Source organism: Lacrimispora sp. (genome assembly GCF_031982545.1).
In the GTDB taxonomy this organism is placed as follows: Bacteria; Bacillota; Clostridia; order Lachnospirales; family Lachnospiraceae; genus Lacrimispora.
Genome location: NZ_DALYXB010000004.1, coordinates 34,066 through 57,532, shown reverse-complemented (window position 1 = coordinate 57,532; position 23,467 = coordinate 34,066). Strand labels below are relative to the sequence as shown.

Here is a 23,467-nt window from a genome sequence, read left to right as displayed (position 1 = left end):
GGAGGATTTATCAATGAAAAGAAAACTTTTAGCAGTCGTAATGACTCTTGCCATGACGGCAGGAATGCTGGCTGGGTGCAGCGGGGGAAGCAAGGCACCGGAAACGAAAGCTCCAGAGACTACGACTACGGCAGCAGCTGCTGAGACAACCAAAGCAGCAGAAACCACTGCTGCAGCAACAAAAACAGAAAAGAAAGACGGAGTTTTAATCGGTGTTGCCATGCCGACCAAGGATTTACAAAGATGGAATCAGGATGGCTCCAACATGAAGAAAGAACTGGAAGCTGCAGGCTATAAGGTAGATTTACAGTATGCCAGCAACGATGTTCAGACTCAGGTTTCCCAGATTGAAAACATGATCTCCAATGGCTGTAAAATGTTAGTTATTGCTTCCATCGATGGAAGTTCTTTAGGAGAACCACTTTCCCAGGCAAAATCCATGGGAATTCCGGTTATCGCTTATGACCGTCTGATCATGAACTCAGATGCAGTTACCTATTACGCTACCTTTGATAACTACAAAGTAGGCCAGAAGCAGGGCGAATATTTAGAGAAATCTCTTGGACTTGACAAAGCCGGCGATCCGAAGAATATCGAATTCTTCACAGGAGATCCTGCTGATAATAACTGCAAGTTCTTCTTCGGAGGAGCTATGGATGTTTTAAAGAAATATGTAGACAACGGCAGACTGGTTGTTAAATCCGGCCAGACAGCATTTGAGCAGGTTGCAACCGAGAAATGGGATTCTGAGAAAGCTCAGAACCGTATGGATACCATTATCGCAGGCAACTATTCAGACGGAACCGTACTTGACGCAGTTCTCTGCTCCAACGATTCCACCGCTCTTGGTGTTGAGAATGCACTTGCTTCTTCTTACACCGGAAAATATCCGATTATCACAGGCCAGGACTGCGATATTGCAAACGTAAAGAACATGATCCAGGGAAAACAGGCCATGAGCGTATTTAAGGATACCAGAACTCTGGCTACCCAGGTAGTTAAGATGGTAGATTCCGTTATGCAGGGCGGCAAAGCTGAGATCAATGACAGTAAGTCCTATGACAACGGAACCGGAATCATTCCAACCTATCTTTGCGATCCAGTGGTTGTTACCGTTGACAACTATAAAGAAATGCTGATCACCTCCGGTTATTATACCGAGGATCAGTTAAAGTAATCAGGCGGATTTCCTTATAGGGGACGGCTTTTATCAATGAAAGCCGTCCTCTGAATATATAAAGAGGGAGGGATATTCTTGGCAAATATACTTTTGGAAATGAAAAACATCACCAAGACGTTTCCGGGTGTGAAAGCCCTGGATTTAGTAAACCTTCAGGTGGAAGAAGGGGAGATCCATGCTCTGGTGGGTGAAAATGGAGCGGGGAAATCCACTCTGATGAATGTACTCAGCGGTATCTATCCCTACGGTTCTTACGAAGGAGATATCATTTATAACGGAGAGATTTGTAAATTCAGTCATATCAGTGACAGTGAAAAAAAGGGAATTGTCATTATTCATCAGGAACTGGCACTGGTTCCCTATATGACAATTGCCGAAAACATGTATCTTGGAAATGAAAAAGGAAAGAAATTCGCAATCGACTGGAATGAAACTTTTGGGGAGGCTGATCAGTATTTAAAAACAGTAGGACTTTCCGAATCCTCCCATACGCTTATTAAGGATATCGGAGTAGGAAAGCAACAGCTGGTAGAAATAGCAAAGGCACTTGCAAAAAAGGCAAAACTGCTGATTCTTGATGAACCGACGGCTTCCTTAAATGAAGATGATTCAAAAGCACTTCTGGATCTTTTGAAAAAATTCAAAGCAGAGGGTATGACTTCTATCATCATATCTCATAAACTGAATGAAATTGCCTATGTAGCAGATAAAATTACCATTATCCGCGATGGCTCAACCATAGAAACACTGAACAGGAAGACTGATAATGTAACAGAAGACCGGATCATAAAAGGAATGGTCGGAAGAGAACTGGTAGACCGTTTCCCCAAGCGTACGGACATTCAAATCGGTGAAAAATCCATGGAAGTGGAACACTGGAATGCCAGCCACCCCCTTTATTCAGAGCGTAAGTTAGTAAACGACGTATCCTTCTATGTAAAAAAAGGAGAAGTTGTGGGAATCTGCGGCCTGATGGGGGCAGGAAGAACAGAACTTGCCATGAGTCTTTTTGGAAAAAGCTATGGATCAGATATTTCCGGTACGTTAAAGATTCACGGTCAGGAAGTCCATCTTCGTTCCGTACGGGATGCCATACGGCATAAGCTGGCTTACGTGACTGAAGACCGGAAAGGCAATGGTCTGATTCTTGGAAATCCCATTCGAATCAACACCACCCTTGCCAATCTCCGTGCAGTCAGCTTCAGAACCATTATTGACAAAGACAAGGAAGTTCTGGCTGCTGAAGATTATATCAATAAGCTGAAGACCAAGTGCCCTTCCGTGGAACAGACCGTAGGTAACTTAAGCGGAGGAAACCAGCAAAAGGTTCTTTTATCCAAATGGATGTTTGCAGAGCCGGATATTATGATTTTAGATGAGCCAACCAGAGGAATTGATGTAGGTGCCAAATATGAAATCTACTGCATCATAAACCGCCTGGCTGCAGCCGGAAAATCCATTGTCATGATATCCTCAGAGCTGCCGGAAATTCTTGGTATGTCTGACCGCATTTATATCATGAACGAGGGGCGTATTGTTGGAGAGATGAGCTCCCAGGAGGCCACACAGGAAAAAATCATGTCATGCATTTTAAAATCAGATAAGCATCCTTCGGGAATACCTTTAACCCCGGATAACATGGGCATGGAAGAGGAAGGGAGAGTAGAAGATGGAGAATAAATTAAAAATGTCAGAAGCACTAAAAAAATATACGATGGTAATCGTTCTGGCAGTAGTCGTAATCTTGTTTACGGTAAATACAGGAGGGAAAATGCTTCTTGCCCAGAACGTAAACAACTTAATCGCACAAAATGCATATGTGTTTATTCTGGCAACCGGAATGCTCTTCTGTATTCTGACAGGCGGCAACATTGACTTATCGGTTGGATCTGTGGTCTGCTTCGTAGGAGCCATTGGCGGAAGCATGATGATTAAGATGGGAATGAATCCTTATCTTTCCCTTTTGTCCATGATCATTATCGGCATGCTGGCTGGAGCCTGGCAGGGTTTCTGGATTGCTTACGTACGGATCCCGCCATTTATCGTAACTCTGGCAGGAATGCTCATCTTCCGCGGACTTTCAAACGTCGTCCTTCAGGGAATGACCCTGTCTCCCGTACCGGACAGCTTTTTAAATCTGTTTAATACCTATGTTCCTGATGTATTTGGCATGAAGGGCTTTAACCTCACCTGCTTCCTTGTGGGAATTGCAGCCTGCTGCATCTTTATTGCATCAGAGCTGATCACCAGAAAAAGAAAACTGAAAAAGGGATACCGGGTAGATCCCTTAAACAGTATGATTATTAAAATGGTATTGATGACTGCAGTGATACTTTTCTTCATGTATAAGCTGTCTCTCTACAAAGGAATCCCCAATGCTCTTATCTGGGTTGTGGTAATCATCGGCATTTACAGCTACATATCTTCCAAAACAACCACAGGACGTTATTTCTATGCAGTGGGCGGAAATGAAAAGGCAACCAGACTTTCTGGTATCGATACCAATAAGGTGTATTTCCTAGCATATTTAAATATGGGTCTTCTGGCAGCCGTAGCAGGCATGGTCACTCTGGCGCGTTTAAATTCTGCCAATCCCACAGCAGGAAATAACTATGAAATGGATGCCATCGGAGCCTGTTTCATCGGCGGAGCTTCTGCATACGGCGGAACAGGAACTGTGCCAGGTGTTATTGTTGGTGCCACGCTAATGGGTGTTTTAAACCTGGGTATGAGTATTATGGGTGTAGATCAGAACCTTCAGAAAGTGGTGAAAGGAACCGTTCTTTTGGCGGCAGTCATATTTGATGTGGTAAGTAAGAGGAAATCATTTATTGTGAAGCAGTAAACCTATAGCTCAAGAAAAGGAACCGGTTGTCTCTGCATAAAATACTGTTTCTGGAATTCTCTGTAATATTTAAGACAGATTTAAGCATGTGGTGATAAATTGTTATGGAGAAAACAAGAACAAACCGTTGGCTGGTATCTTGGGCCCGGATTAAAATTGCAGGAGGTAACAGACATGATTCAATATAAAAAGACTATGGCTATACTGGGTTCCGCAGTTTTTATGACCTTATATCCGCTTTCTTCTATGGCATCGACTCAAACCAGCATCGGCAGTGTCTCGCTGGCCATTGATTCAGACATAGAAACAGGAAGCAGTGCAAGTGATGTAACGGTTACTACCAGTTCCAGTAAATACAGTGTGGAAGAAACCACTGTAACCAATACGCCTGATGATGAGTGGGACGATGGAGATAAGCCAAAACTGAAGGTTTATCTGGAGGCCGATGATGATTACTATTTTGCCAGTGGATTCTCCAAAAGCAGCGTAAGCATCAGCGGATCTGATGGTACAGTTACCTCTGTAAGCAGGAGCAGCAGTTCCGAACTGATTGTCTATATCACTCTTGACGCGCTGGACGATGACAGCAGTAACAGTTATTCTCTCGATGCCAGTGACTTATCGTGGAATGAATCCACTGGAACGGCAAGCTGGGATGAAGCGGAGGATGCGAAAAAATATGAAATCAGGCTTTACAGAGGAAGCAGTACTGTGACTTCCGTACTTACAACCACAAGTTCCAGTTATAATTTTTCCAGTTATATTACTTCCAGCGGCTATTATACCTTCAAGGTAAGAGGCGTCTATAATTCTTCCAATAAAGGAAGCTGGGAAGAATCGGATTCCTGGTATGTGACTTCTTCGGAAGCGCAGGAGATCAGTACCAGCAGTTCTGTCAGCACCAGCAATTCTTCCGGTCCTGGAGCTTCAGCAAGCACCGGTGCATGGTTAAAGGATGACACGGGCTGGTGGTACTGTAATGCAGACAAAAGCTATACAGTTAGTAACTGGCAGTATATTAACGGATATTGGTACTATTTCAATGAATATGGATATATGGTAACAGGCTGGGTGTTGTGGAATGCAAAATGGTATTACTGTGGAGACAACGGTGCCATGTATACCAGTGCTAAAACACCGGATGGGTATTATGTAGGAACCGATGGTGCGTGGACCGGTGCGTGAATCTGATCGGATAATTGTTACAGTTAAGAAATAATAAGCGTTGCCGTCTGGCTGATAAATCATCAGCCAGGCGGCATCTTTGTCTAAATGAGACGATAACCGGGCAGAAACCAATAAAAATTTTCCTATATATAGAAATCTTGGCTGAGTTGTGGTAGAATGCTACAAGTAAAAGAATGTTTTGATATGTAAAGGAGCATAAAAATATGGGAAAGATAAAAGTAACAGCATGCGAGATAGAAGGGCTTTATGTCATTGAACCAACCGTATTTCCAGATTCCAGAGGATATTTTGTGGAAACCTATAACCAGAATGATTTTCACGAAGCAGGACTGACCATGAATTTTGTACAGGATAATCAGTCCATGTCCGTAAAAGGTGTGCTTAGAGGACTGCATTTTCAGAAACAGTTTCCCCAGGGAAAGCTGGTCCGAGCAGTGAGAGGAACTGTTTTTGATGTGGCAGTTGATTTAAGATCTTCTTCCAAAACTTATGGTAAATGGTTCGGTGTGGAGCTGTCTGCAGAAAACAAAAAGCAGTTCTATATTTCAGAAGGCTTTGCACATGGATTTTTAGTTTTGTCTGATGAAGCAGAATTTGCTTATAAATGTACGGACTTTTATCATCCGGGCGACGAAGGCGGAATTCTTTGGAGTGATCCCGAAATCGGTATTGAATGGCCCATTTTAGAAGGAATGGAGCTTACTATTTCCGATAAAGACAAGAAGTGGAACGGAATCCGGGATACGTTTAAATTTTAACGAGAGGAGAAAACCATGAATTATCTGGTTTCCTTATTAAAAGAAATCTATATAAAAAGAAAACTGATTTTGGATCTATCAAAAGCAGATTTTAAGAAGCGGTTTGTAGGCTCTTATTTCGGAATTGCATGGATGTTTCTGCAGCCGATTGCCACGATACTTGTTTATTTTTTTGTTTTCCAGTTGGGATTTAAAAGTGTGCCACCAATCGCGGTATATCCCTATGTACTGTGGTTAATACCAGGCATTGTACCGTGGTTTTTTATGAGTGAGGTTTTAAACATGGGTACTAACTGTCTGCAGGAATATAATTATCTGGTAAAAAAGGTAGTTTTCCGTGTCGAAATCCTTCCATTTATTAAGATGTTATCTTGTCTGATGGTACATGGAATATTTGCTATTATTATGTTTGTAGTATTTTTATGCTATGGCTTTTTGCCAAAGGCCAGCTGGTTTCAGATCATTTACTATACCTTTGCTGCCTCCATGTTGTCTCTGGCTATTACCTATTTTACCAGTGCCATCAATGTATTTTTCAAGGATATGGCACAGATTGTGGGTATCTGCCTGCAGTTTGGTATGTGGATGGTGCCGATTATGTGGGCTCCGGAGATGTTTAAGAATGCTCCTGAGTGGCTCCCCAGCGTGCTGAAAATAAATCCGGTTTATTATATTGTTGCTGGATACCGTGACAGCATGTTATATGGGAACTGGGTTACTGAACGGCCAACTCTTGGTCTTTATTTCTGGTTTGTCACTATTGTCCTGTTTTTAATAGGACTGAAAGTATTTAAAAAGCTGCGCCCACACTTTTCCGATGTGCTGTAGGCAGTTACCATGGAGGATTCAATGTCCGTAGAATCGAATAACAAAGCATTGACTGTTAATAATGTAACCAAAATATATAAATTATATGAAAAACCCATTGACCGGTTAAAAGAGGCCATGAGCCCGACTCATAAAAATTACCACCGTGATTTTTATGCCTTAAACGGAATTTCTTTTGATGTGGAAAAAGGACAGACCGTAGGTATTATCGGTACCAACGGTTCTGGAAAATCCACAATTTTAAAGATTATTACCGGAGTTCTGACCCCGACTACCGGAGATGTGCAGGTAAACGGGGTGATCTCTGCTCTTTTGGAACTAGGAGCAGGATTCAACATGGATTATACTGGAATTGAAAACATCTATATGAACGGTACCATGATGGGATTTTCCAGAAAAGAGATGGATGGAAAACTGCAGGACATCCTGGATTTTGCCGACATCGGAGATTTTGTCTATCAGCCGGTAAAGACCTATTCCAGCGGTATGTTTGTCCGCCTTGCATTTGCCCTTGCCATTAATGTAGAACCGGAGATTCTCATCGTTGATGAGGCACTTTCCGTAGGAGATGTTTTCTTCCAGGCGAAATGCTATCGCCGTATGGAGGAAATCCGTAAAAATGGCACCACCATTCTCATGGTTACCCATGATATGGGCGCTATCATCAAGTATTGTGACCGTGTAGTCGTACTGAATAAAGGCAATTTCATCGCAGAAGGTGAGCCGGGAAAAATGGTGGATCTTTATAAAAAGATTCTGGCAAACCAGATGGATGATCTGAATGAAGAACTGGAAGTTGCAGACAACGGGCTGAATGATTTTTCCGGCGACCAGGCAATTGCGGAAAAAAGCAGGGCGGCAGCAGGCGGAATGATGAAGGATAAGCTGACCATCAATCCAAACCGCACAGAATATGGGGATAAGAGGGCAGAGATCATAGATTTTGGCCTTCTTGATGAGAGAGGAAATATTACTAATCTTCTGTTAAAAGGAGAGCGTTTTACCATAAAGGAACGGATTCATTTCCATGGAGAAATCGAAACACCGATTTTTACTTATACCATCAAGGACAAGCGTGGGGCTGATCTGACCGGAACCAATACCATGTTTGAGTCCTCTGATGTAAAATCTGTTAAAAAAGGTGATGAATACGTCGTGGAATTTACCCAGAAGATGACTCTTCAGGGTGGAGAATATTTACTGTCCATGAGCTGTACCGGATTTGAGAACGGGGAGCATGTGGTTTACCACCGTCTGTATGATATTGTGAACATCACCGTTATATCCAACAAGAATACGGTTGGTGTTTACGATATGGAACCGGATGTAAGCTTAACACTTATGCGTGCAGAAAGGTAAGGAGGAATAATGCATGAATGATATCAGCCCTGAACTTAAAAAGCTGTATCAGAATTATAATGGAGATATCAAAAAGCTGCTGCAGGAAAATCCCAGGCTGGATTATTTATATGCCTTATCGGAGATTAGAGAAAATCTGCTGGACTGGTTTGAATTTAAACCAGACGCAACACTTTTGCAGGTAGGATCTGACTACGGCGCGTTAACAGGCTTATACAGCAGACGGGTGAAAGCAGTAACCGTATTAGACCCCTGCCACAACAATTTATCGTTCAACCGCCTTCGCAATCAGAAACAAAACAATATCCACTACGTAAACAATGATTTTGACTCTTTTACCAGTGAAGAGGGTTTTGACTATATCGTTATTGCAGGTTCTCTTTGCGAACCGTATCAGGACATGATTCAAAAGGCCAAAGAACTTTTAAAGCCCGACGGAATGCTGATTACTGCAATTCCAAACCGTCTGGGCTTAAAGTATCAGGCTGGTGCAAAGGCGGAGCAGTTTTGCCTATCCAGAACCGAGTTAAAGGAATTTTTATGCGGGAGTGAAGGGAACGAGGGGACTGTGCAATTTTACTATCCCATGCCCGATTACCGCCTTCCTGTAACATTATACTCCGATGGATATCTTCCCGGTAAGGGAGATTTAACCCATGCCATTCTTGCCTATGATTATCCCAAGTACTTACGTTTCGATTTAGGTAAGATGTTTGATGAAGTATGTGAAGGAAAACAGTTTGAGACATTTGCCAATTCATTTTTAACCATTTGGAGCCGTCATGAAGAAAATTAATTTTGTAAAATATAATAAAACAAGAAGAGAAGCTTTTCAGATACGCACCAGTCTGGTGGAAGAAAATGGACTGCCTTATGTGGAGAAGACTGCCCTGACGGCTGAGGGAATCCCTCATATCCGTTCCTTTGAAGAAAAATACAATAATTTAACGGAACAAAATCAGGGGTTACATGTAGCAGACGTAACGGTAAGCCCAGATGGAACAACCGCCCGGTTTGCATTCCTAAAAGGAGAGACGTATGCTGAGATTCTTGGCCAGCAGATCGTAAATGGGAAAGTTTCGGAAGCCTCTTTGGAAGACGGCATCTCCATGATTTTAAAGGTACATGATGATTACATGACGCCGTTCCATATGACGCCGGAGTTCGAAGAAGTATTCGGTGTGCTTCCGGATTTTGCAGAACAGATTAGAAGAGACTGGGCATTTAAACATTCCAATATAGACTGCCTTTTTGAGAATATCATGATGACTGAAGACGGTCCTTACTGTCTGGATTATGAATGGGTATTCTCTTTTCCAGTTCCCGTTAACTTCATAAAATTTCGGGTGCTTTATTATTTTTATGAGCAGTATAAAAGCATCCTGAACTATGAATCAATGGAAGTGTTTATGCAGGAGCAGGGAGTAGACGGGGAACTGATTGGTATATATGAAGAGATGGAACGCCATTTTCAGGAATATGTTCATGGTGAGAACCAGCAGATCTATCTCTTAAACTACATGCATGAGACATTTGCCCTGCCGGACAGCATGTTCGAGGTATCTCAGATGATTGATGATACGAAGGATCAGATTGCCCAGATGAAGGCTGAACTAAAGGAAAAGGATCTGACCATTACAAAACAGCAGGAGGAAAAGCGCTTAACGGATAACCATGTTGCCAATCAGGACATGATTATTGCATCCCTTAGAAAAGACTGTGAAACCATGCAGGGGATTATTGAACAGTTAAGAAAGCATGAATCCTTCTCCTATAAGGTACTGCGCAGGCTGAAAAGAATCTTTAATGAGAAATTCCCTGAAGGCACTAAGAAGCGGAAAGTCCTGTTTTATATAAAGGAAACCATTCTTCACCCTATAAAATCCATTTCTCTCTATACAACAGATGAGGGAAGGAATCTCATGGAAGGTGACATGAAAATCGGTGAGGCATATCGGACCCATGGAAAACTTCGTTTTGTAAAAGAAGGACATCCCATGGTATCCATTGTTATACCGGTTTACAACCAGATCCATTATACTTATGCCTGCCTCCTGTCCATACTGGAGCATACAAAAAATGTGGATTATGAGATAATCATCGCAGATGATGTATCGACGGATGCGACGGCAGAGCTGTCCAGGTTCACAGAGAATGTGGTGATCTGCCGCAATGAAACCAACCAGGGATTTTTAAGAAACTGCAATCAGGCGGCAAAGTCGGCAAGAGGAAAGTATATCATGTTTTTAAACAATGATACTCAGGTAACCGACGGCTGGCTGGACAGTCTGGTTAATCTAATCGAGTCGGACCCCTCCATCGGAATGGTGGGCTCTAAACTGGTTTATCCTGACGGACGGCTTCAGGAGGCTGGGGGAATTTTATGGAGCGACGGTTCTGGCTGGAATTACGGACGCCTGGATGATCCGGAGAAACCTGAATACAATTATGTAAAAGACGTAGATTATATTTCTGGTGCTGCAATCCTTCTTTCCAATGATTTGTGGAAACGAATCGGTGGCTTCGATGAACGCTTTGCACCGGCTTATTGTGAAGATTCCGATCTTGCTTTTGAAGTGCGAAAAGCCGGCTGCCGGGTGGTTTATCAGCCTCTTTCCAAAGTCATTCATTTTGAAGGCATTTCAAACGGAACCGATGTTAATGGTTCTGGTTTAAAACGCTATCAGGTAGAAAACAGTAAAAAGCTGAAAGAAAAATGGGCGGCTGAGTTTAGCTGTCAGAGCGAGAATAACGGTAACCCTGACCCATTCCGTGCCAGAGAAAGAAGCCAGGGAAAGGATATCATCCTGGTAGTGGATCATTATGTACCTACCTATGACCGGGATGCCGGCTCCAAAACCACGTTCCAGTATTTAAAGATGTTTATTGATAAAGGATATGTGGTCAAGTTCCTGGGTGACAATTTCCTTCATGAAGAGCCTTATTCCACCGCATTACAGCAGATGGGAATCGAGATTCTTTACGGCAGGGAATATCAGGCAGGTATCTGGGACTGGTTAAAAACCCATGGAGACGATATAAAGGCAGCTTATTTAAACCGCCCCCATATCGCTCAGAAATACATTGACTTTCTCCGGGAAAATACCAGCATGAAGCTGATTTATTACGGACATGACCTTCATTTCCTTCGGGAAGGCAGAGAATACGAGCTTACTGGAGATCCTAAGAAACGGGAAGCTTCCGAATACTGGAGATCTATGGAGCTGCGCCTGATGAAAAAAGCGGCAGTTTCCTATTACCCGTCTTATGTTGAGCGGGAAGCCATTCATGAAATTGAGCCTTCTGTTCCTGTAAAAGCAATTGTAGCTTACGTATTTGACCGGTTTTTAAATCAAATCCCCAATGACTTTGAAAAGAGGGAAGGCCTGCTGTTTGTGGGCGGCTTTGCCCATCCGCCTAATGCAGATGCGGTATTGTGGTTTGCAAGAGAGATATTCCCATTAATCAGAGAGCAGATGCCGGTTAATTTCTACATTGTAGGTTCCAAGGTTACCGGCGAGATCAAAGCACTGGAGCAGCCGGATAACGGAATTATTGTAAAAGGTTTTGTTACGGAAGAAGAACTGGCAAATCTTTATGCCAGCTGCCGGATCGTGGTGGTTCCACTTCGATACGGGGCAGGTGTAAAGGGAAAAGTAATTGAAGCACTTTATTATGGAGCTCCTGTTGTAACCACTTCCATCGGAGCCGAAGGAATTCCAGAGGCAGATCAGGTGATGGTAGTAAGAGATGAACCGGGAACATTTGCAGAGGAAGTAATTGCTCTTTACAATGATCCGGACAGCTTAAGGCAGATGAGCCAGAATACACAGAACTACATTCGGACGTATCACAGCATTGATGCGGCCTGGAGCGTAGTGGGAGAGGATTTTTAATATATAACAAGGGAGGACGTTAAGATGCAGGCAGTTTTGCTGGCAGGCGGGCTTGGTACCAGACTGCGATCCGTAGTAAGTGACCGGCCAAAGCCTATGGCGCTGATAGAAGAGAAGCCTTTTATGGAATATGTGGTGAAACAGCTTATCCGGTATGGCGTGACAGAGATTATCTTTGCAGTAGGATATAAAGGTTCTATGGTAGAAGATTATTTTGGAGATGGATCCCAGTGGGGAATCCGTGTTTCTTATGCTTACGAGGAGGAACTGTTAGGAACGGCAGGAGCCATAAAGAATGCCGGTAGACAGGTGACAGAAGAGATGTTTTTCGCCTTAAACGCAGATACCTTCTATCAGATCGACTGCAGCAGCTTTACGGAACTGATGGAGGAGAAGGACCTTGATATGGCTCTTGTACTTCGGAAAGTTCCTGATGTATCCCGCTATGGACAGGCAGTTTTAAAAAACGGCCGTCTGACTGCCTTTGACGAAAAGGTGGAGGAGTCCAAAGAAGGTACCATCAACGGAGGATTTTATTTAATAAAACGAGCTCTTTTAGATACTATTCCGGAAGGAAAGGTATCTCTTGAGCATGATATGATTCCCCAGTGGCTTTTGGAGGGAAGAAAGCTTGGCGGTCTGGTAAACCACGGGTATTTCATAGATATCGGAATCCCGGAAGATTATTACCGTTTCATGGAAGACGTAAAGGAAGGAAGGGTGATCATATGATAATCAGAGGACGTGCCCCTCTGCGTGTCAGCTTTGGAGGAGGAGGAACAGACGTTGCTCCCTTCTGTATCGAGCAGGGAGGAGCCATAATCGGCAGTACTATCAACAAATATGCATACTGCTCCATTGTTCCGAGACAAGATGACCAGATCATCGTCCATTCCCTGGATTTTGACATGACAGTCAAGTATAACACAAAAGAAAATTATGTATACGATGGACGGCTGGACCTTGTTACAGCTGCCTTAAAAGCAATGGACATCAAACAGGGCTGCGAAGTTTACTTACAGTGTGACGCGCCTCCCGGATCTGGTCTTGGAACCTCCTCTACTGTGATGGTAGCGCTATTAACTGCCATGGCAAGATGGAAGGGCGTTGAGCTTGACAGCTACGCCATGGCTGATCTTGCTTATCAGGTGGAGAGAGAGGACTTAAAGATAGACGGCGGATATCAGGATCAGTATGCCGCAACCTTCGGAGGTTTTAATTTTATAGAATTCCACGGACGCAACAACGTGGTAGTGAATCCGCTTAGAATTAAAAAGGAAATCATTCATGAATTACAGTATAACCTTCTGCTTTGCTATACAGGAAACGTTCATGTATCTGCCAACATAATCAAGGATCAGGTCTCTAACTATGAGAAAAAGGATCCATTTGAGGCGATGTGTGAAGTGAAGGCCCTTGCTTATGCCATGAAGGATGAACTTTTAAAGGGCAACTTATACAGCTTTGGCAAGCTTCTGGATTATGGCTGGAAAAGCAAAAAGAGAATGAGCAGCAAGATCACCACCCCGCAGATTGATGAACTCTATGAAGAGGCCTTAAAAGCTGGTGCACTGGGCGGAAAGCTTCTTGGAGCCGGCGGCGGCGGATTTTTACTTGTTTACTGTCCCTATAATGTACGCCATAAAGTGGCTGCAAGGATGGAAGCAGCGGGAGGTCAGCTGACTGACTGGAACTTTGAGTTACGAGGCGCTCAAAGCTGGATTACGGATGAAGCAAGATGGGATTATCAGGACGTTAAGGTTTCCATACCCGGCGGACAGTATCATTTTAATTTAAAATAAAGAGTGGAAAAACAGGCAGCAGAGGAAGGGATAAGAATGGATAAAATAGTTTTTTTAGATCGGGATGGGACAATCAATGAAGAAGTGGAATATTTACACAAACCTTCGGATTTAGTGATTCTTCCCGGTGTCTCTGCTGCATTAAGACGATTAAAGGAACAGGGTTTTCGTCTGGTTGTTGTGACCAATCAGGCGGGAGTCGCCAGAGGATATTACAGCGAGTCAGATGTAGAACAGCTGCATGAATACATGAACCGTCTTCTTGCAAAAGACGGAGCAGAGATAGACCGCTATTTTTACTGCCCTCATCATCCGGTTCATGGAATTGGAGAATATAAACAGTTCTGTCATTGCCGCAAACCGGATATCGGAATGTTTGAGATGGCGGAGAAGTACTTTAAGGTGGATAAATCCCATTCCTACATGATTGGAGACAAGCTTCTGGATACAGAGGCGGGGCGCAGATATGGCGTAAAATCTATTCTTGTAGGTACCGGGTATGGGAAAGAATTAAACAACGGTCTGGCGGAAGCAGAAAAAATGGAAACATTCGATGCTTATGCAGAAAATATGACATCGGCAGCAGAATGGATCTTAAAAAGAGAAGGAGTGTGAGCTTGATGGAACCCATGAATTATTTGGAGGAGCTTCTTACACGTTATCCGGTATTAACCAGTATTAAGGATGACATAAAGGAAGCTTATGAGATTCTTGAGAACTGTTATAAAAACGGAGGAAAGCTTTTAATTGCCGGAAATGGTGGAAGCTGCGCAGATGCGGAACACATCGTCGGAGAATTGATGAAGGGCTTTGTAAAACCCAGAGCAGTATCAGCCGAATTTGCAGAAAAGCTTTCTAAAGCAGATCCGGTTCGCGGCAGGGAACTTGCGGATAAACTTCAGGGAGGACTTCCAGCCATTGCCTTAACAGGCCACCCGGGACTCTCCACTGCTTATTTAAATGATGTAGACGGAACTCTTATCTATGCCCAGCAGACATACGGCTACGGGAAAGAGGGAGATGTTCTTCTTGGCATTTCCACATCGGGAAATTCAAAAAATATTATGTATGCCATGACGGCAGCCAGGGCCATCGGTATGAAAACCATTGGTCTGACAGGAAGAGACGGCGGTGAGTTAAAAGAGACAGCTGACGTATCCATCGTGGTGCCAGAAAAAGAAACCTTTAAAATCCAGGAGCTTCATCTGCCAGTATATCATGCATTATGTCTGATGCTGGAAGAACGGTTTTTCTAATATTTACAGGAAAAGGAGGAAAATATGGAAGAGAGACAATGGATGGGTAAGGAAGCGTTATGGAAAAACGAAGTCATTGCAGCTCTGCTTTTGATTTCCTTTGCCTTTTTCATTAACAGAGGCATTAAAATAAATGGGCTTTATATGGATGATCTCTATTTATGGTCCTGTTATGGGGAACAAACCTTTCGGCAGTTTGTAATTCCGCTTGGAAGTACCCGGTTCCGCTTTGTTTATTATCTTGCAGCGTGGCTGGAAATGATGGTTCTCGGAAGTCATACGGAATGGTTCGTGCCCTTTAATATTTTGCTAAACAGCTGTATTGCGTATACCATATACCGTTTTGGGAAACGTCTTTCCCATCGTTGGTTTGTTGGACTTGGCTGCGGAATTTTATATCTTCTTTCCAGAATGTCTTACTACCAGATCAGTCAGGTGTACGGTCTTATGGAAAGCATGGCTCTTTGGATGGCAATCGGAATACTCTACTCTTTGTACCAGTATTTATCTGGAGAAGAGCAGAACGATCGGTATATCTGGACAGCAGTAGGGCTGTATTTCAGCGTTTGTTTTGTTCATGAGCGTTATATGGTTCTTCTTCCGTTGTTTTTCATTGCATTCCTAATGAAAAAGGAAAAAAAAGTTACCTATTGGCTTAGCGTAGCCGGAGCATTTCTGGCAGTTCAGTTTATCCGTTTCCTCACCATTGGAAGCATTTCTCCCGCGGGAACCGGAGGAACTACAGTAGCCGACACATTCAGTGTATCTCAAAGCATCCGATATGCATTCGACCAGGTGCTTTATATATTTGGAGTCAATGCAGGTCCTGATTATTTAAGCGGTTTAAGCTGGAGCCAGTCCCCCTCCTGGGTACGGGTTCTTGTAATACTTGCCAATTTATCTCTTGTGATCATGATTGCAGGATTTCTAATCGTGTTATTTAAAGACAGAGAGAAATTAAAAGTACGGCTGCCGATTATTACATTATTTGTTGTTTTCATAGCCCTGTGCATTGGATCTTCAAGTGTTACCATCCGTGTGGAAACCAGATGGATCTATGTTTCCATGACTGCCGCATGGCTGTTCGCCGCGTATCTATGCGGAGAAACAGTACCGCTGAAAGAGGGACAGATACTGACTGCAAAACCTCTTTTATATTGCGGTCTTTTTGTGCTTTACGGGCTTTTGATGCTTCCTGTTGAAAGCTTTTACCGGGGAGAATATCATAATCTTTACTACTGGTCCTCTCAGCTGCGATACAATTCTCTGGCTGAAGAGACCTATGGAAAGTATGGGAACAATATATTCGGCAAAAAGATCTATATTATCGGCAATACCTATGAAATGAGTGATTTTACAGCCCGCACTTTTTTTAAGACCTTTGACAGCAAGCGTCTGGCGGAAGGAACGGAAGTCATATTTATTGATTCCATCAGAGATATTGGCCTGGTTACTCCCAACATGCTGATCCTGCGTGAGGATCCGGAGCATAATGCGTTCCAGGATGTGACTGCATTTGTAAAAGATCTGAAATTTCAGCGGGTTTACGGCAGTTACGAAGACGGCTGGCTTGATGAAGACGCAAAGATCAGAATCATGGCAGGCAAAGAGGGGAAAATAAAACTGAAATTCTATTATCCCGGAGTAATAACCGGACTGGAACACATTACTGTTACAGTCGAAGGGAAAGAAAAAACAGTTGTTTCCATTGATTCCAGCACTGCGACTGCGCAGATCGATGTCCCTGCATATAAAATATCAGAATTAAGGTTTGAAAGTAACTTTTTTTACCAGGCAGCATCCGAGCAGCGGAGCGATAAGCATCTTGCTGTAGTAGCCGAAATTACAGCCGATTAAGAGACAGAGGTGAAATGATGAAGCAAAAATACCTTTACTACACAGTCCCTCTTCTGGGAACCATATTCTGCCTCTGGTACATCTTTTCGGCAAGCTGCGACGGGATTTATTCAGACTATGTCCGTCTGGTAAACAGCTATCTTCCTGATGTGTTTGATCCAGGACACTTTTTTGTACCGGATATCCTGACTCGGATTCCGGTGAATTATGTGGCAAGAATTATAAATGTTACCTTTTTTAATTACAACATTATGTTTGACCGGGTACTGGGCGTACTGGCACTGGGACTTTCCGGGGTCCCCATTACTGCCTACTGCGTCCGAAAAAAGCTATCTTTTGGCTGGTTTCTGGTGCTCATGGTTGTACTGTTCAGCCTGAATAAATGGGAGATGTTAAATAACGGAAGCGGATTTGCCCACTTTCTGTCATTTGCCCTTTTTTACTGGCATTATGAAGTTTTCGATCGGGTATGGAATGGGAGTGACCGGGTTTACGACCGGATCTGCCTGATTGTAATCCCGTTTGCAACAACCCTTCTTGTGGCAGGGCCGTATTGTGCTATCTATTCCGTTACCGTGCTTTTATCCTGCGTCATGCTGTTCTTTCATCAACGGAAAAAACAGGGAAGCTGGCCAGTCATTTACGGACTTAGTGCCCTGACTCCCTTTCTTTTGTATCTGTGGAGCAACAGTTATGCGGTAGAAGACCATGCGGCACCTGCGACTGTTTCACTCCTTACACAGCTTATGGACACTCCCGGATTTTTTGTCCGATTTTTTGTCAAATCATTTTCCTCCATGGTAATTGAAGGAGAGAGGGCGGAAGAGATCTTTCGTACCAATGGTCCATTCCTGTTCCTGGGTCTTCTGGTGATTGCATTCTATTTGCTGGCACTGTGGTATAACTGGTATTACCGCCTTTATGAAGAAACGATTTTACCGGTTCTGTTAATTATATCGGGGGGATTGAATCATGTGCTGATCGTACTGTCCAGATGGATCTTTCTTCTGGAGAACTACGGTCTCAGCTCCAGGTATGCCCTCCAGTTTCAGACTGGCATACTTGGTATTATACTTACCTTTGCACTGCTTTTCAGAAAGAAGAGATACCGGATTGGTTCGGCTGTGAAACTGGTGGCTGGAATTGCCTGTTTTGTATTTTTAGCAGGAAATGGTTATACCAATTATATTGAAATAAAAAAAGCCCCCCATAGACTTAATGCTTATGAAAAACGGGCTGAAATGGCTTTGAAGTTTGAAGAACTGACTGACGATGAGCTTCGCGTTAATTTCGAATACCGACTCAGCAGAGAGGACAGCGGACAGAAAGTGAGAAGTGCACTGACTATATTAAAAGAAAATGGTTACAGTGTATTTCGAGAGGGTAACCAGTAGCTAAGGAGCAAATATATGAATAAGACATTATCGGTGGTTGTATCCTGTTATAATGAAGAACTGGCTCTTGACCGGTTCTATGAGGAAACCGCCAGCATTTTGAAAAAACTAAGCTGGAAATATGAACTTATCTTTGTAAATGACGGAAGCCAGGACCAGACCCTTTCTGTACTTACCCGACTGGCCCAGTCAGATGAAAAGGTAAAAGTAATAAGCTTTTCCAGAAATTTTGGCCATGAAGCAGCCATGATTGCAGGTCTGGATTATAGTCAGGGGGATGGAATTGTATGTATGGATGCTGATTTACAGCACCCTCCGGAATATTTACCTGAAATTGTGAAGAAATTGGAAGAGGGCTTCGATGTAATTAACATGGTCCGTACCAGAAATGAATCCGCAGGCTGGTTTAAAAATATTGCTTCCTCTGCGTTTTACCGTCTGATCAATGTGCTTTCTGATGTGAAATTTGAGCCTAATGCTTCCGATTTTTTTGCAGTATCGGGAAAAGCAGCAAAGGTGCTGAAAGACAACTACAGAGAAAAAGTCCGTTTTTTAAGAGGATACGTACAAAATATCGGCTACCCCAGGACTACAATCGAATATGAAGCCAGAACGAGGGTCGCAGGTGAAAGCAAGTATAGTATAAAGAAATTAATCGCATTTTCTGTAAATACCATTATGTGTTTTTCCAATCTCCCTCTGAAACTTGGTATTTATGCTGGCTGCGGTGCCGGTATTCTGGGAATTATCATGATGATTTATACCATATGGAGTTGGGCAAGAGTGGGAACGCCCAGCGGGTATGCAACCATTATCGTTCTTGTGTGCTTTATGTTCGCAGTCCTGTTCTTGATCGTTGGAATTATAGGAAATTATATTGCGATCCTGTTTGCAGAACTAAAGGACAGGCCGATTTATATTGTTGAAGAGACGAAAAACATTCATTGATTCCTTTTTCCCAGAATGATATAATGATCTTAGGAATTGTTCCCTGGAGAGGGAAAGGAAACGAATGACAAAGTATAAACCGTATGAGAAACTTGATCTTACGGACGATTTTATGTTTTCCTATGTGATGCGCAGCAATAGGGAATTGTGCAGACAGCTATTGGAAACCATATTGAATTTCCCCATAGACAGAATTGATTTTATCAGTTCTCAGGAAACCATTGATACCTATGCATTTTCTAAGGGTGTAAGACTTGATATATTTGCTAAGAGCGGCAACAAAAGTTTTGATGTAGAACTTCAGACGTCAAACAAAAGAGATCTACCCCAAAGAAGCAGATATTACCAAAGTCAGATGGATACTGCCATGCTTCAGAAAGGTCAGATGTATCGGGAATTGGGTGATAGCTACATTATATTTCTCTGTACCTTTGATCCCTTTGGATATGGACAGTATATTTACAGTTTCCAGAACAGTTGTACAGAGTTGCAGGCAATAGCACTGAATGATGGGGCTTACAAAGTATTTGTCAATGCCCAGGGGACTCACGGTGTAATCCGAGATGAATTAAAAGAATTTCTATTATTTCTGATGTCTCCTGGCAGATTTAAGACACGGGATAACGGTGAGTTGGTTAAGAAGGCAATCATTGGTGTGGAAGAAGGACGCAGAAATGAAGAATGGAGGTTGATTTATATGACTCTGATGACCAAGTTTGATGAACTTCTGGCAGAAGGGAAGGAACAGGGATTAGCTGAAGGACGTAGAGAAGGAATGCGACAAGGAATTCTGGAAGGAAGATTGGAAGGTAGACTGGAAGGTAGACTGGAAGGTAGACTGGAAGGTGAAAACCGATTTGCACGCCTTACTGAAATTTTGTTGCTGGAAGGGAAGCTGACGGACTTGCAAAGGTCCATTACTGATACAGAATTTCGTGAGCAACTTTACTTAATCTATAAATTATCCAAATGAACATAAAATCAAAGAATAAGAGAGGCCTGGGATTTTTCCAATTCCCAGGCCTTTTCCTATATCATCATTTAATGTATTCCAGGCCCAATCTCTTTGCCCGGAGCAGTTTCGCTTACAGTTGCTGAATTACCTGAGTTCGTATTACCTGACTCAGTAGAATTATTTTGTTGTGTTGTATCGGGTGAAGCAGATTGCGTTTCACCAGTAGTCTCCTGAGTAGTCTCAGCAGGAGTTAAAGTGCAGACACCGCTTGCATCAGCAGTATAGGAAACGCCATCAACCGCAAATGTTTCAGATACTTTCATCTTACCATCAGACGGATTTACATAATACTGTTTGCCATTAACGGTTATCATACCCGAAGCCATAGCCCCGCTATCTCCGAAATAATACCAGCTGCCGTCTACCTGTCTCCAGCCAACGGTCATCTTACCAGATGAGTTGCTTAAATAATACTTAGCGCCACGGTCATCAAGCCAACCAGAATGCATCTTACCATCGCTCTCCATGTAATACCAGCTTCCGTCTGCATTGACCCATCCGGTGTTCATGCTGCCATTGGTATTAAAGTAATACCAGCTGTTATCTAACTGCTTCCATCCAGAAGTGGCACTGCCGTCTTCTGCCATGTAATACTTTGTCATTCCGTCTGTATGCCAGCCTGTTACCATGGAACCGTCATTATTTAAATAATAACGTTTGTTATTCCAATCAAGCCAACCTGTTGACATAACACCGCTGTCCTGTAAGAAATACCGCTTCCCGTTCAGATCCAGCCATCCGGTCTTCATCTGACCAGATGTGTCGCTCATGTAGTAATGCTGCCCATTTAAATCAACCCATCCGGTGGCCATGGAGCCGTCAGAATTCAGGTAATATTTAGCACCGTTGTCCAGAAGCCAACCGGTGTTCATAGAGCCGCCTGCATTAAAGAAATACCATTTATCAGAAAGCTGTTTCCATCCGGTAAACATACGTCCGTTTGTATCATCAAGATAGTAACGCTGTCCATCCTTTTCAAACCATCCGGTAGAATACTGTCCTTCATTGTTCATATAAAACCAGCCTGTTCCATCATTGATCCAGGTGTTCTTTTGCATGGCGTAATTCTGGTAATAGTAAGTCTTGTCTCCGATTTTTCTCCAGAGATTACCTGGAAGCTTCGGTGTTAAGTCCTGATACAGAAAGTCAATATCTACATTTCCGTTAATTCCCTGAATCTGTCCGGTGCTGGTGACCTGCCACATAACCGGATTCTGGAACGTATGCTTTGCCTCATAGCGGGCAACCCAGATATCATATTTCATTTGGGATAAATCAATCTTATTTGACAGCCAGTAATCGTTAGCGTAAACAAGGGGATGGTACCCGGCTTCTTCTATACGGTCACAGAACGCATTGATAATCTGGCTTACCTGATAAGGCGGAAGAGTACCCAGTGTGGAACTGTCTTCTGCATCAAATGCAATAGGAAAAGAAATAGGGTAATCTTTAACAAGATCCAGGACAAAATCTGCCTCTGCTCTTGCCATATCGGGGGTGGTAGCCAGGGAATAGATATAGGCACCAACCTTCAGACCTGCCGCTGAGGCACCCTGTACATTTGTGTGAAAATTAGGATCAGTCACCCCTTTGGATCGGGTTCCAAGCATTACGAAACTGACATCATTGGCAGCAACTGCTGTCCAGTCCACATTTCCCTGCCATCGGGATACATCTATTCCTCTGGCAATTGCTTCATTTATGACTGTGCCGTCTTTTAACTGATAGTAACCATTAACCCGTTCATAGGGCGCCGCCTGAGAATTCATAACCGGGTAAAACCCGGCAGACATGCCGATCAAAACGCTGAGTGCAGCTGTGGCAAAACGCATGCTGATTTTCGTGTGTCTCAATGTAATATCCTCCTTTGTTGCTTAAGTGTTTTTAAAACCATTATCTCTATGTACATAAAAATCAAAAAAATAAGTGTAGGCATCTGCGGAAAAGTGCAGATACCCACACAGAATAAATACGGTCAATGATCAACCTGGTCCGCTGGTTAATCCAGGTGATAACTGATAGGTACCACTGCCGGAAGAATTGGAGGTTCCACCCGGTGTGTCATTAGACTGACTGGTGGGAGGGCTGCTTAAATTGTCCGCTCCTGTGGTTGATCCGCCTGGTCCTGTGGAATTCGATGTAGAAGAGCTTCCTGGGGCGCTGCTGTTGTTGTCGGTACCACCGGGAGTATTACTATTAGAAGATCCCGTCGGTGTTCCGGAAGAGCCGTTTTGATACGCTCCGTTGGAACCGAAGCTATAGCTCTTTCCATCTATTGTGAGTGTAGTATTCGCAGCCATCTTTCCAGTTGAAGGATCCAGGTAATAATAAACGTCTGAAAGCTGAATCCATCCGGTAGTCATATGTCCTGAATCGCCAAAATAATAGTAGGCTCCTTCAATCTGTTTCCAACCATGCGCCATCTTTCCATTGCTGGTATCCATATAGTACTTATTGGTACCGTCACTGAGCCATCCGGTCATCATCTTTCCTAATACTGACTTGGAATCAGCATTCAGGTAATAATAAGCATTGTCAATCTGTTTCCATCCGGTCACCATCTTTCCGTCAGAACCGAAATAAAACCAGTCATTGCCAACCTGTCCCCATCCGATGGTGCAGGTGCCGTCTTCCTTAAAATAGAACCAGCCGTTATCCATATCTCTCCAGCCGGTAGCCATGGCTCCGTCGCCCTTCATATAGTAGTAACCGTTGCCAATCTTCAGCCAGCCTTTTACAAGGACTCCGGTATCGTCCATAAGATAATAATACTTTCCATTGTCTTTAATCCACTTGGTAGCCATTGAACCATTGGAATGGAAATAATACCAGTTTCCGTTAATCTGTTTCCAACCGGTAGCCATGATACCGGTAGTTAAATCAAGATAATAAAACGTACCATCAGATGTTTTAACCCAGCCTTTATGAACGGATCCATCCGCATCAAAGTATTTCCACTGAGAACCTTCCTTAACCCAACCCGTCGCAGCCCAGGCTGTATTAGCCGGTATCAAAGCTGCGGTTCCTATAAGTCCTGCAAGCAGCAAAGCCGCTGTTTTCTTTCCGTATCGCATACCGTTCTCTTCCTCCTGTTCCAGCTATTTCTATATTACACATAGAGACATTATAACATAGTGCAAA

The 23,467-nt window shown here is 43.2% G+C and carries 19 protein-coding genes; 17 read left to right on the top strand and 2 right to left on the bottom strand.

All coding sequences use genetic code 11. The annotated features are described in order from the left end of the window. The first annotated feature begins 13 nt into the window (after nt 1-13). From chvE to ABS301_RS07850, 17 genes are all read left to right on the top strand, one after another. Nucleotides 14-1,177: a multiple monosaccharide ABC transporter substrate-binding protein gene (gene chvE / locus ABS301_RS07930; protein ID WP_349671706.1), complete on the top strand. Its 1,164-nt coding sequence runs from the start codon at nt 14-16 to the stop codon at nt 1,175-1,177. A 78-nt stretch (nt 1,178-1,255) separates the two neighbouring features. Beyond that, nucleotides 1,256-2,860: a multiple monosaccharide ABC transporter ATP-binding protein gene (mmsA, locus tag ABS301_RS07925; RefSeq protein ID WP_349671705.1), complete on the top strand. Its 1,605-nt coding sequence runs from the start codon at nt 1,256-1,258 to the stop codon at nt 2,858-2,860. Beyond that, complete coding sequence (gene mmsB / locus ABS301_RS07920) at nt 2,850-4,025, top strand: multiple monosaccharide ABC transporter permease (protein WP_349671704.1); 1,176 nt, start codon at nt 2,850-2,852, stop codon at nt 4,023-4,025. Before mmsA ends, mmsB begins: the two co-directional genes overlap by 11 nt. 174 nt (nt 4,026-4,199) lie before the next feature. Further along, a complete protein-coding gene (locus ABS301_RS07915; RefSeq protein ID WP_502877956.1) occupies nt 4,200-5,210 on the top strand; it encodes a hypothetical protein in 1,011 nt (336 codons plus the stop codon). Nucleotides 5,211-5,416: 206 nt separating this feature from the next. After that, nucleotides 5,417-5,971: a dTDP-4-dehydrorhamnose 3,5-epimerase gene (gene rfbC, locus ABS301_RS07910; protein WP_349671703.1), complete on the top strand. Its 555-nt coding sequence runs from the start codon at nt 5,417-5,419 to the stop codon at nt 5,969-5,971. Between the two features lie 15 nt (nt 5,972-5,986). Further along, nucleotides 5,987-6,799, top strand: coding sequence for an ABC transporter permease (locus ABS301_RS07905; protein ID WP_349671702.1), 813 nt, complete (start codon nt 5,987-5,989; stop codon nt 6,797-6,799). A gap of 21 nt (nt 6,800-6,820) precedes the next feature. Further along, a complete protein-coding gene (locus tag ABS301_RS07900; RefSeq protein ID WP_349671701.1) occupies nt 6,821-8,158 on the top strand; it encodes an ABC transporter ATP-binding protein in 1,338 nt (445 codons plus the stop codon). Nucleotides 8,159-8,171: 13 nt separating this feature from the next. Then, the gene (locus ABS301_RS07895) at nt 8,172-8,954 is read left to right on the top strand and encodes a class I SAM-dependent methyltransferase (protein WP_349671700.1); all 783 of its coding nucleotides are present in this window, start codon (nt 8,172-8,174) and stop codon (nt 8,952-8,954) included. Further along, nucleotides 8,941-12,054: a glycosyltransferase gene (locus ABS301_RS07890; RefSeq protein WP_349671699.1), complete on the top strand. Its 3,114-nt coding sequence runs from the start codon at nt 8,941-8,943 to the stop codon at nt 12,052-12,054. Before ABS301_RS07895 ends, ABS301_RS07890 begins: the two co-directional genes overlap by 14 nt. Before the next feature lie 24 nt (nt 12,055-12,078). Then, on the top strand, nt 12,079-12,786 hold the full coding sequence (locus ABS301_RS07885) for a nucleotidyltransferase family protein (protein WP_349671698.1): 708 nt from the start codon (nt 12,079-12,081) through the stop codon (nt 12,784-12,786). Then, nucleotides 12,783-13,856 carry a GHMP family kinase ATP-binding protein gene (locus ABS301_RS07880; RefSeq protein WP_104434365.1) on the top strand — a complete coding sequence of 358 codons (1,074 nt, stop codon included), beginning with the start codon at nt 12,783-12,785 and terminating at the stop codon, nt 13,854-13,856. Before ABS301_RS07885 ends, ABS301_RS07880 begins: the two co-directional genes overlap by 4 nt. A gap of 36 nt (nt 13,857-13,892) precedes the next feature. Next, on the top strand, nt 13,893-14,471 hold the full coding sequence (gene gmhB, locus ABS301_RS07875; protein WP_349671697.1) for a D-glycero-beta-D-manno-heptose 1,7-bisphosphate 7-phosphatase: 579 nt from the start codon (nt 13,893-13,895) through the stop codon (nt 14,469-14,471). Nucleotides 14,472-14,476: 5 nt separating this feature from the next. After that, complete coding sequence (locus ABS301_RS07870; RefSeq protein ID WP_349671979.1) at nt 14,477-15,112, top strand: D-sedoheptulose-7-phosphate isomerase; 636 nt, start codon at nt 14,477-14,479, stop codon at nt 15,110-15,112. A gap of 24 nt (nt 15,113-15,136) precedes the next feature. Next, nucleotides 15,137-16,969, top strand: a complete 1,833-nt coding sequence (locus tag ABS301_RS07865) for a putative glycosyltransferase family protein (protein WP_349671696.1) — start codon at nt 15,137-15,139, stop codon at nt 16,967-16,969. Nucleotides 16,970-16,986: 17 nt separating this feature from the next. Further along, on the top strand, nt 16,987-18,363 hold the full coding sequence (locus ABS301_RS07860; protein ID WP_502877958.1) for a hypothetical protein: 1,377 nt from the start codon (nt 16,987-16,989) through the stop codon (nt 18,361-18,363). Between the two features lie 15 nt (nt 18,364-18,378). Further along, nucleotides 18,379-19,311, top strand: coding sequence for a glycosyltransferase family 2 protein (locus tag ABS301_RS07855; protein ID WP_349671694.1), 933 nt, complete (start codon nt 18,379-18,381; stop codon nt 19,309-19,311). A 64-nt stretch (nt 19,312-19,375) separates the two neighbouring features. After that, nucleotides 19,376-20,284 carry an Rpn family recombination-promoting nuclease/putative transposase gene (locus ABS301_RS07850; RefSeq protein WP_349671693.1) on the top strand — a complete coding sequence of 303 codons (909 nt, stop codon included), beginning with the start codon at nt 19,376-19,378 and terminating at the stop codon, nt 20,282-20,284. Between the two features lie 68 nt (nt 20,285-20,352). Here ABS301_RS07850 and ABS301_RS07845 read toward each other — a convergent pair whose 3' ends face one another. Next, the gene (locus ABS301_RS07845) at nt 20,353-22,179 is read right to left on the bottom strand and encodes a GH25 family lysozyme (protein WP_349671692.1); all 1,827 of its coding nucleotides are present in this window, start codon (nt 22,177-22,179) and stop codon (nt 20,353-20,355) included. 129 nt (nt 22,180-22,308) lie between these two features. Continuing rightward, nucleotides 22,309-23,400, bottom strand: a complete 1,092-nt coding sequence (locus ABS301_RS07840; RefSeq protein WP_349671691.1) for a PspC-like choline-binding domain-containing protein — start codon at nt 23,398-23,400, stop codon at nt 22,309-22,311. Nucleotides 23,401-23,467 lie beyond the last annotated feature (67 nt).

Bases quoted from the DNA above. Each gene is read 5' to 3' on its own strand.
- ABS301_RS07850 (WP_349671693.1), top strand. From the start codon at position 19,376: ATGACAAAGTATAAACCGTATGAGAAACTTGATCTTACGGACGATTTT.
- gmhB (WP_349671697.1), top strand. From the start codon at position 13,893: ATGGATAAAATAGTTTTTTTAGATCGGGATGGGACAATCAATGAAGAA.
- rfbC (WP_349671703.1), top strand. From the start codon at position 5,417: ATGGGAAAGATAAAAGTAACAGCATGCGAGATAGAAGGGCTTTATGTC.
- ABS301_RS07900 (WP_349671701.1), top strand. From the start codon at position 6,821: ATGTCCGTAGAATCGAATAACAAAGCATTGACTGTTAATAATGTAACC.
- ABS301_RS07885 (WP_349671698.1), top strand. From the start codon at position 12,079: ATGCAGGCAGTTTTGCTGGCAGGCGGGCTTGGTACCAGACTGCGATCC.
- ABS301_RS07855 (WP_349671694.1), top strand. From the start codon at position 18,379: ATGAATAAGACATTATCGGTGGTTGTATCCTGTTATAATGAAGAACTG.
- ABS301_RS07840 (WP_349671691.1), bottom strand. From the start codon at position 23,400: ATGCGATACGGAAAGAAAACAGCGGCTTTGCTGCTTGCAGGACTTATA.
- ABS301_RS07895 (WP_349671700.1), top strand. From the start codon at position 8,172: ATGAATGATATCAGCCCTGAACTTAAAAAGCTGTATCAGAATTATAAT.
- ABS301_RS07860 (WP_502877958.1), top strand. From the start codon at position 16,987: ATGAAGCAAAAATACCTTTACTACACAGTCCCTCTTCTGGGAACCATA.
- mmsB (WP_349671704.1), top strand. From the start codon at position 2,850: ATGGAGAATAAATTAAAAATGTCAGAAGCACTAAAAAAATATACGATG.
- chvE (WP_349671706.1), top strand. From the start codon at position 14: ATGAAAAGAAAACTTTTAGCAGTCGTAATGACTCTTGCCATGACGGCA.
- ABS301_RS07890 (WP_349671699.1), top strand. From the start codon at position 8,941: ATGAAGAAAATTAATTTTGTAAAATATAATAAAACAAGAAGAGAAGCT.
- ABS301_RS07880 (WP_104434365.1), top strand. From the start codon at position 12,783: ATGATAATCAGAGGACGTGCCCCTCTGCGTGTCAGCTTTGGAGGAGGA.
- ABS301_RS07865 (WP_349671696.1), top strand. From the start codon at position 15,137: ATGGAAGAGAGACAATGGATGGGTAAGGAAGCGTTATGGAAAAACGAA.
- ABS301_RS07905 (WP_349671702.1), top strand. From the start codon at position 5,987: ATGAATTATCTGGTTTCCTTATTAAAAGAAATCTATATAAAAAGAAAA.
- ABS301_RS07870 (WP_349671979.1), top strand. From the start codon at position 14,477: ATGGAACCCATGAATTATTTGGAGGAGCTTCTTACACGTTATCCGGTA.
- ABS301_RS07915 (WP_502877956.1), top strand. From the start codon at position 4,200: ATGATTCAATATAAAAAGACTATGGCTATACTGGGTTCCGCAGTTTTT.